The organism is Streptomyces sp. NPDC001056, from assembly GCF_053598955.1.
Window position 1 is genome coordinate 236,877 of sequence record NZ_JBSFLI010000001.1, and the last position, 7,171, is coordinate 244,047.

General features: G+C 74.7%; 6 protein-coding genes and 1 pseudogene. 4 read left to right on the top strand and 3 right to left on the bottom strand.

All coding sequences use genetic code 11. The annotated features are described in order from the left end of the window. Positions 1–10: 10 nt before the first annotated feature. Positions 11–1,261 carry a hypothetical protein gene (locus ACWDD7_RS01100; RefSeq protein ID WP_450455558.1) on the bottom strand — a complete coding sequence of 417 codons (1,251 nt, stop codon included), beginning with the start codon at positions 1,259–1,261 and terminating at the stop codon, positions 11–13. A gap of 149 nt (positions 1,262–1,410) precedes the next feature. Continuing rightward, a complete protein-coding gene (locus ACWDD7_RS01105; protein ID WP_450455835.1) occupies positions 1,411–2,550 on the bottom strand; it encodes a PP2C family protein-serine/threonine phosphatase in 1,140 nt (379 codons plus the stop codon). 240 nt (positions 2,551–2,790) lie between these two features. Here ACWDD7_RS01105 and ACWDD7_RS01110 point away from each other — a divergent pair, with 240 nt between their 5' ends. Together ACWDD7_RS01110 and ACWDD7_RS01115 are read left to right on the top strand one after the other, a co-directional pair. Then, on the top strand, positions 2,791–3,273 hold the full coding sequence (locus tag ACWDD7_RS01110) for a hypothetical protein (protein WP_450455559.1): 483 nt from the start codon (positions 2,791–2,793) through the stop codon (positions 3,271–3,273). An 80-nt stretch (positions 3,274–3,353) separates the two neighbouring features. Continuing rightward, positions 3,354–4,289, top strand: coding sequence for a hypothetical protein (locus ACWDD7_RS01115; protein ID WP_450455561.1), 936 nt, complete (start codon positions 3,354–3,356; stop codon positions 4,287–4,289). On the opposite strand, the gene ACWDD7_RS01120 is transcribed toward ACWDD7_RS01115, so the two are convergent. Continuing rightward, on the bottom strand, positions 4,177–5,583 hold the full coding sequence (locus ACWDD7_RS01120; protein WP_450455562.1) for an aminotransferase-like domain-containing protein: 1,407 nt from the start codon (positions 5,581–5,583) through the stop codon (positions 4,177–4,179). The two genes, ACWDD7_RS01115 and ACWDD7_RS01120, sit on opposite strands and share 113 nt — an antisense overlap. Before the next feature lie 100 nt (positions 5,584–5,683). Between ACWDD7_RS01120 and ACWDD7_RS01125 the strand changes: the two genes are divergently transcribed. Both ACWDD7_RS01125 and ACWDD7_RS01130 read left to right on the top strand, forming a co-directional pair. Next, positions 5,684–6,478, top strand: a complete 795-nt coding sequence (locus tag ACWDD7_RS01125) for an alpha/beta fold hydrolase (RefSeq protein WP_450455563.1) — start codon at positions 5,684–5,686, stop codon at positions 6,476–6,478. Positions 6,479–6,577: 99 nt separating this feature from the next. Then, positions 6,578–7,171 (top strand): annotated as a pseudogene (locus ACWDD7_RS01130) (VWA domain-containing protein); the annotation flags it as partial.

The window sequence follows — 7,171 nt, forward strand, 5'->3', positions numbered from 1 at the left end:
GCGGGGCGGTTCAGGTCCGCTGGAGTTCCCTGAGCTGCCGCCGCACGTCCTCCAGCGCGCCGCGCCGGCGGCCCGGCACCCTCGCGCGCAACTCCGCGAGCGCGGGCCCGAGTTCACGGGCCCGCGCCGTCTCGTCGATCCGGCCCCACTGGTGGTGCGCCCGGTCCACGGCGGCCTCCACGGCGGGCGCGTCCACGGCCTCCCCCGCGGTCAGCCGGGCCCCGGCCACCTCCATCCAGACCTGGCAGCTGCGCGCCGCGTCCCCGGCGAACATCGCGAGGTCGGCGCGTACCTCGGCCCAGTGGAGCGCGTCCTCGGAGGCCGGTCCGTGCGCGGCGACGGCCGCCGCCTGGTGCCGCGCGGCGATCGCGTCCGCCTCGTCGTGCCGCCCCGCTTGTACGGCGGCGCTGATGGCGGCATGGGGGTCAGAGGTGCCGGGGGTACCGGGCCTCGGCGGGACGCCCGCGGGGGCGCTCGGTTCCGGGACCGTGCCGACTCCCGTGGCCGCGTCGGCATCGGCACCGGCGCCGACGGGGACGCCGTACGTCTCCGGCGGGGCCACCGCCGGGCCGAACCCGGGGGAGCCGCCGGGCGTGGGGTGCGGGATCACCGGATACGGCTGCGGCACCGGGACCGGAGCCGGGGCCAGGAGGATGTTGGTCGGGGTCTCCTCCGGGATCCGGGCCAGGGCCTGCTGGTGGAGCTCGTCCAGCGGCGGCCGGTGGCCGCTGCGCAGCAGGGTGGCGACCGTCTTCATGTACGACGGCTCGGCCGGCCCCCGGCGGCCGGCCGGCGGGGCGATCCGGCCGTAGACGGCGGCGGTACGGCCGGAGTCCAGCGGGTGCTCGTGCAGGTGCCGCCAGACCTCCGCGTCCGCGTGCAGGTCGACCACGAGCGCCGTCTGCCCGGGTGGCCGCAGCCGCAGTTCCTCGCGGATCCAGTGCCAGGGCAGCGCGGTGTAGCGGACGGTCGCCGGGGCGGTACGGGCCAGCGCCAGGTGCGGCAGCCGCTGGCGGCGGTCCAGGTGCAGCTGGCCGGTGAGGTAGACGGTGAGCGGTCCCGGCGCGGCCGCGGCGGCGCGCAGCCGGGTGAGGACGCCCTGGGGGTCCACCGGGTCCGCGAGTTCCACGACGTTGGCGGTGTCGGCGCCGGACAGCACGGTGGGGGCGACGGCGGCCAGCACCGGCAGCACGGCGGCCGCGTCCACCAGGCGTCCCCGGCCCAGCGGCGAGGCCGCGAGCAGCAGCACGGTTCCGGGCATGGTCCCTCCCCCTGTAGGCCCTGCGGTCCTGTGGATCCGCTCTCTCCCGTCAGCACCGTAACCGCTGGGACCCCCGCGACGCGCCTCAGCCCGACGAACATCCCCGTTCGGACGCCTCCGCTGCCCCCGGGTCCCGTCGGGACTGCCCCTCAGGCGTACCCCTCCTTGTCGGAGAACCCCCTCCCGAGCGCTCCCGGCAACGGCCCCGTCCCCGGGCACTCCTCGGTCTCGGGGAGGCGGCGGACGGCGAAGACCGTGGTGTCGTCGGCCAGCCGGCCCCTGCTGTGCCGCAGTACGCCGTCGCGGACCAGGCGGACCAGACGGCGGGGCTCGGCGCAGTGCGGGTCGGCGGCGACCGCTTCGGCGACGTCGCCGACCAGGTCGTAGAACTCGCCCCCGCGGTCACGGGCCTCGGTCACCCCGTCGGTGACGATCAGCAGTGTCTCCTCCTGCACGAGCGTCACCCGGTGCTGCGGCGGCAGCCCGCCGGCCAGGTCGCACAGCCCGAGCGGCAGCCCCTCCCCGCAGGACAGCTCGCGCACCCCGTGCGGGCCGACCGCGAGCGGCGGCACGTGCCCGAAGTTGACGACGTCGACCATCCCGGGCGCGTCCTTGGAGAAGGCGACCAGCACGGCCGTGGCGAACCGGTCCTCGCCGCTGCGATCGGTCGCGGCGGTGTGCGCCCGGTGCCGCAGCATCCGGATCTCCAGGCGCTCGGCGATCGTCCCGAGATCCTTCTCGTGGTACCCGGCCTCCCGGAAACTGCCGAGCAGCGCGGCCGCCGTCTCCACCGCGCCGAGCCCCTTGCCCTGCACATCGCCGACGAACACCCGGGTGCCGTACGGGCTCGGCTGGATGTCGTAGAAGTCGCCCCCGACCTGCGCCTCCACGTCCGCGGCGAGGTACACGCCCGCCTGCTCCAGACCGGCCCAGCGGTCGGGCAGCGGCCGCAGCACGGCCCGTACGGTGGTCCTGGTGACGTCCTGCATGTGCAGCATGCGCCGCTCCTGCCGCACCCGCAGCACCGCCACCAGCGTGGCCAGCACGCCACCGAGCGCGACCAGGATGAAGTCGGCGAGGCCCGCCCGGTACTGGTCGTGGAAGGCGCTGTCCACGAGGACGAACGTCGCCAGGGACACCACCCCGAAGGCGGCGGTGGTCCACACCCCGCAGACCGCGGCGGCGAGACCCGGCACCAGGACGATCCAGGAAGCGACCCGGAACTCCGCGGCGGTGTTGAGGTCCAGCGTCGCGATGCCGACGAGCAGCACCGCAGGCAGCAGCCACATGTAGCCGCGCCCGTGGATCCTGAGCGGACGCCACCGCTCGTGCCTCGTCCCGGTCACGCCGACCGAGTCTCCATGTTCCACGGAGAAACACGGGGGAAGCGCCCCGCATCCGGCCACGCGTGTCCCCCGACCGCCCGAAATCCCCGGAATCCCAAGGCCGGCCCACCGGCCGACTTGCCGGTGCGTGCGCCCAGGTGTGCATTGGATAGCGAACGGGGACGAGGAGAGAGGAGTGCTCTCATGGCTCATGCGGCACCCGCACCCGGCGGAATCCCCCGGCGCGCCCCGGCGCCCGAGGTACGGGCCGGCACCTCCCCCGACCGGCGCCGGACACCCGACGTCTTCAGCGCCCGGACCCACCGCGTCGCCCGGATCGCGGTCCCCGTCGTCCTGGCGCTGGTCTACGGCTACTGGGTCGCGGCCGACAACCGCGACGGCGGCCCCATCACCGGCTGGAACCTGCTGCTCGGCTTCGCCAGCGCCCTCGTCTTCGCCGTGGTCGCCATCGCCCTGCTGAAGCTGGCCCCGCGGATGATCCGGGAGGTGCACGCGCTGCTGTGGACGGCGTTCGTCGGCATCGCCTTCGGCTTCCTCTACAGCCAGAGCGACCAGTCGGTCTGGCGCTCCATCCTGATGTCCCTGCTGGTCGCGGGGGCCACCTTCGTCGCCTTCTTCTACCGGTACTACACCCGCGAGGACGCCTTCGGGCGGCGCATCCGCTGAGGCCGGGCGCGATCCACCGCGATCGCCCGAGCGGACGCACTCCGGTCGCGTACCGGCCCCGGGGGCCGTTGCCTGAGAGGGTGCCGTCACGCCTGAGGAGCTCCCTGTCGGCCGTACTGATCACCCTGTCCTGCCTGCTCGTGCCGTTCGGCGCGCTGGCGGTCTGGGCGGCGTACGGGCTCACCGACACGGGCCGGTACGTCACCACGATGGCCCCGCTCGCCACCGACCCGGACGTGCGGGACGCCATCGCGGACGCCGTCGGCGACAGCCTGCTCCGCGAGGCCGACCAGCGGCTGGACGTCGGCCCGCTGCGGGGCTCCGTACGCCCCTTCCTGCACGACGCCGTGCGCTCCTTCACCCAGACCCAGGCCTTCCGACTGGCCTGGGACGCCGGCAACCGGGTCACCCACGACGCGGTGCTGCGGGCCCTGCGCGACGACCGCGACGACGCGGCCGCCGAGCCGGTCACCGTGGACTTCGCCCCCGTCACCGCCCAGGTCAAACGCCGGCTCAGCGACGAGCACATACCGCTCGCCGCCCGCATCCCGGTGCAGCACACCGCCGTGGCCGTGCTCCCGGCCGACGAACTGGCCTCGCTACGAAAGGGGTTCCACGTGCTCGAAGTCGCCGGATTCTGGTTGCCGCTCACGGCCGTGGCCTTCGCCACCGCGGGGATCGCCCTGGCCGTGCGCCGCCGCCGGGCCATCGCCGCGACCGCGCTGGGCACCGCCCTCGGTGGCGCGCTGCTCGGTCTCGCGGTCGCCGTCGGCCGCACCCTGACCCTCACCGGCCTGCCCACCGACGTGCCCCGCCCGGCCGCCGGCGCGGTCTACGACGCCCTGACCGGCCCCCTGCGCACGGTCTCCTGGCTGCTGCTCGGCCTCGGCCTCACGGTGGCCCTCACCACCTGGCTGACCCGGAACCTGCGCCCCGCCCGCCTCGTGCGACGGCGGCGAGGACCGAAAGAGCCCGCGCCAGCTCCGGCTCAGGAGCCGACCCGAGTCCAAGCCTGACCGCGCCCGGCGCCCCGCCGGGCCCCACGGCGAACGCCGTCCCCGGCGTCACCGCGATCCCCCGCTCCCGCGCCGCCGCCGCGAAGGTGTCGGCCCGCCACGGCGCCGGCAGCTCCCACCAGGCGAAATACGAAGCCGGATCCGACCGTACGACGAACCCGTCCAGCTCCTGCGCCACGAGCCGCTGCCGCCGCGCCGCGTCCCGCCGCTTCGCCGCCACGAGCCGCGCCACGGTCCCGTCGGCGAGCCACCGCACGGCCGCCTCCAGCGCGAAGCCGCCGGCCCCCCACCCCCCTGACCTGATGGCCCGCGCCACAGCCTCGACCCGCCCTTCGGGCACGACGACGAAACCGACGGTGAGACCGGGGGCGACCCGTTTGGAGAGGCCGTCGACGAGGTGGACGAGGGTCGGGGCGAGGGCGGCGAGGGGTGGGGGCGAGGGGGCGGGCGTGGTTCGGAGTACCGCGGTCGCGGGGTGTGAGGGGGCCGACGGGTGCAGGAAGGACCAGATCCGGTCCTCCACCACCGCTGTCCCCAGCCTGTGGATGACGTCGGCCAGCTCGGTCCGGCGGGCCGCGGTCGTGGTCAGCGCGGTCGGGTTGTGCAGCGTCGGCTGGAGATAGAGGGCGGAGAGGGGGGCGGCGCGGTGGGCGGCGGCGACGGACTCCGGCCGGGGGCCCTCCTCGTCCGTGGCGAGCGGCACCAGCGTGATGCCGAGCCGGACGGCGATCTCCTTGACCAGCGGATACGTCAGCGGCTCGACCCCGACCCGCCCCCCGGGCCGTACCAGGGAGGCCAGGACGGCGGCGATGGCCTGCCGGGCGTTGCCGGTGAACAGGATCCGCTCGGGGCCGGTTCGCACCCCCGCCTGGGCGAGCAGTTCGGCGACCGCCTGCCGCGCCGCCGGCGTGCCCGCGGCCGCGGCGGGCCGCAGCGCGTCCCCGAGCGCGTCGGGCCGCGTCAGCGACGCGAGGGCGGGGCTCAGCAACTCCGACTGGCCCGGGAGATACGGATAGTTCAGCTCAAGGTTCACGGGCTCGTCGCCTGCCGCCTCGGTCAGGGCATGCCCCGGCTGCCCGTCCGGCGCCCCGGCCCGCACGAACGTCCCGCGCCCGACCTCCCCCACCACCAGCCCCCGGCGCACGAGTTCGGCGTACACCCGGCCCGCGGTGGAGGGGGCCAGTCCGTGCCGCCGCGCGAACGCGCGCTGCGGCGGCAACTGCTGCCCGGCCCGCAGCCGCCCGTTCGCGATATCCGCGGCTATCCGGTCGGCGATACGCCGGAAGTCGTTCACAAGTCCCCCTGATGTCCCGCTGTCTTCGCCCGGCCGTGGATTGCACCGAGGGCAAAGATCTTATTGCACCGAGCAGTTGAGGCGCCCTAGGGTCGCTCACATGCCTCCCTTTCTCGCATACACTGACAAATCCCCCGACTCCGCCCGTCGGCTCCCGCTCCCCCTGCTCCTCCTCCACGGCCACCCCTTCGACCGCACGATGTGGGACCCGCAGCTGGCGAAGTTCTCCCTCGACCGCCGGGTGATAGCCCCCGACCTGCGCGGCTACGGCGCCTCACCGGTGACGCCGGGGACGGTCCCGTTCGCCCGCCATGCCGAGGACCTGGCCGAGCTGCTGGGCTTCCTGGGCGTGGACGCGTTCGTGCTGGCCGGGCTGTCGATGGGCGGCCAGATCGCGATGGAGTGCCAGGACCGTTTCGGCGACCGGGTCCGTGGCCTGGTCCTGGCCGACACCTTCGCCGACCCGGAGACCCCCGAGGGCCGACGGGGCCGGTACGCGATGGCGGAACGGCTGCTCGCCGAGGGCATGCGGGGTTACGCCGACGAGGTGCTGGAACGGATGGTCGCGCCGTACGCCCGCGCGGAGGTGAAGTCCCACGTCCACGGCATGATGACGGCCACGCCCCCGGAAGGCGCCGCGGCCTCGCTGCGCGGCCGCGCCGAACGCCCCGACTACCGGACGGCGTTGACCCGCGTCTCCGTTCCCGCCCTGATCGTGGTCGGCGCCGACGACACCTACACCCCCGTCTCCGACGCCGAGTCCCTGCACGCGGCGTTGCCGGACTCCACCGTCGAGGTCATCGAGGGCGCGGCGCATCTGCCGAATCTGGAACGTCCCGAGGAGTTCAACCGCGCGCTGGAAGCGTTCCTGCTGCGCGTGGACGGCACCGCGTAGGCACGGACGCGGACCGGGCACCGCATCCAGGGCCGCTAACCTTACGTGTCCGTCCTGGCCAGCGATTGACGGTGTCACCTCACGCGAAGGGTTGCACACATGGGCATTCTCACTCTCCTGCGAAAAGCATTCGGCCGCTCACGCAAACACCGGGCCGCCGAGGCAGAGGGTGCGACGACCCAAGCGGAACCGACCACCCTTGAGGCAGCCCCCGAGCCCGAAGCGACCCCGGCGATCCCCGAGCCCCGCGACCCGGCCCCGTCCGAGGAGCCCGCCCCGGCCGAGGCGACTCCGACGATCCCCGAGCCCCGCGACGCGGCCTCCCCCGAGCACGACGACGCGACCACCGGGGAACACGACCTGGTGGCCGCCGCCTTCGACAACGTGAGGGTGCCCCGCCCCTCGACTCCGACGGAGCCGGAAGCACCCGGGAACAGCATCCCGGCCGAGGAAGAGCCGCAGGCTGAGACCGAGTCGGCGGTCGAGGCCGAGGCGGCGACGGACATCGAGGCAGAGGCGACGGCAACGGCTGAAACCGAAGCGGCGACCGACGCCGGACATGCCGCCGAGGACGACACCGAAGCGGAAGCCGAGATCGAGACGCCGGCCGAGGCCGAACCCGCGACCGAGGAGAAGACCGAGGCCGAGCCCGAGACGCGGGAAGAGACCGAGCCCGAGGCCCAGACCGAGGCC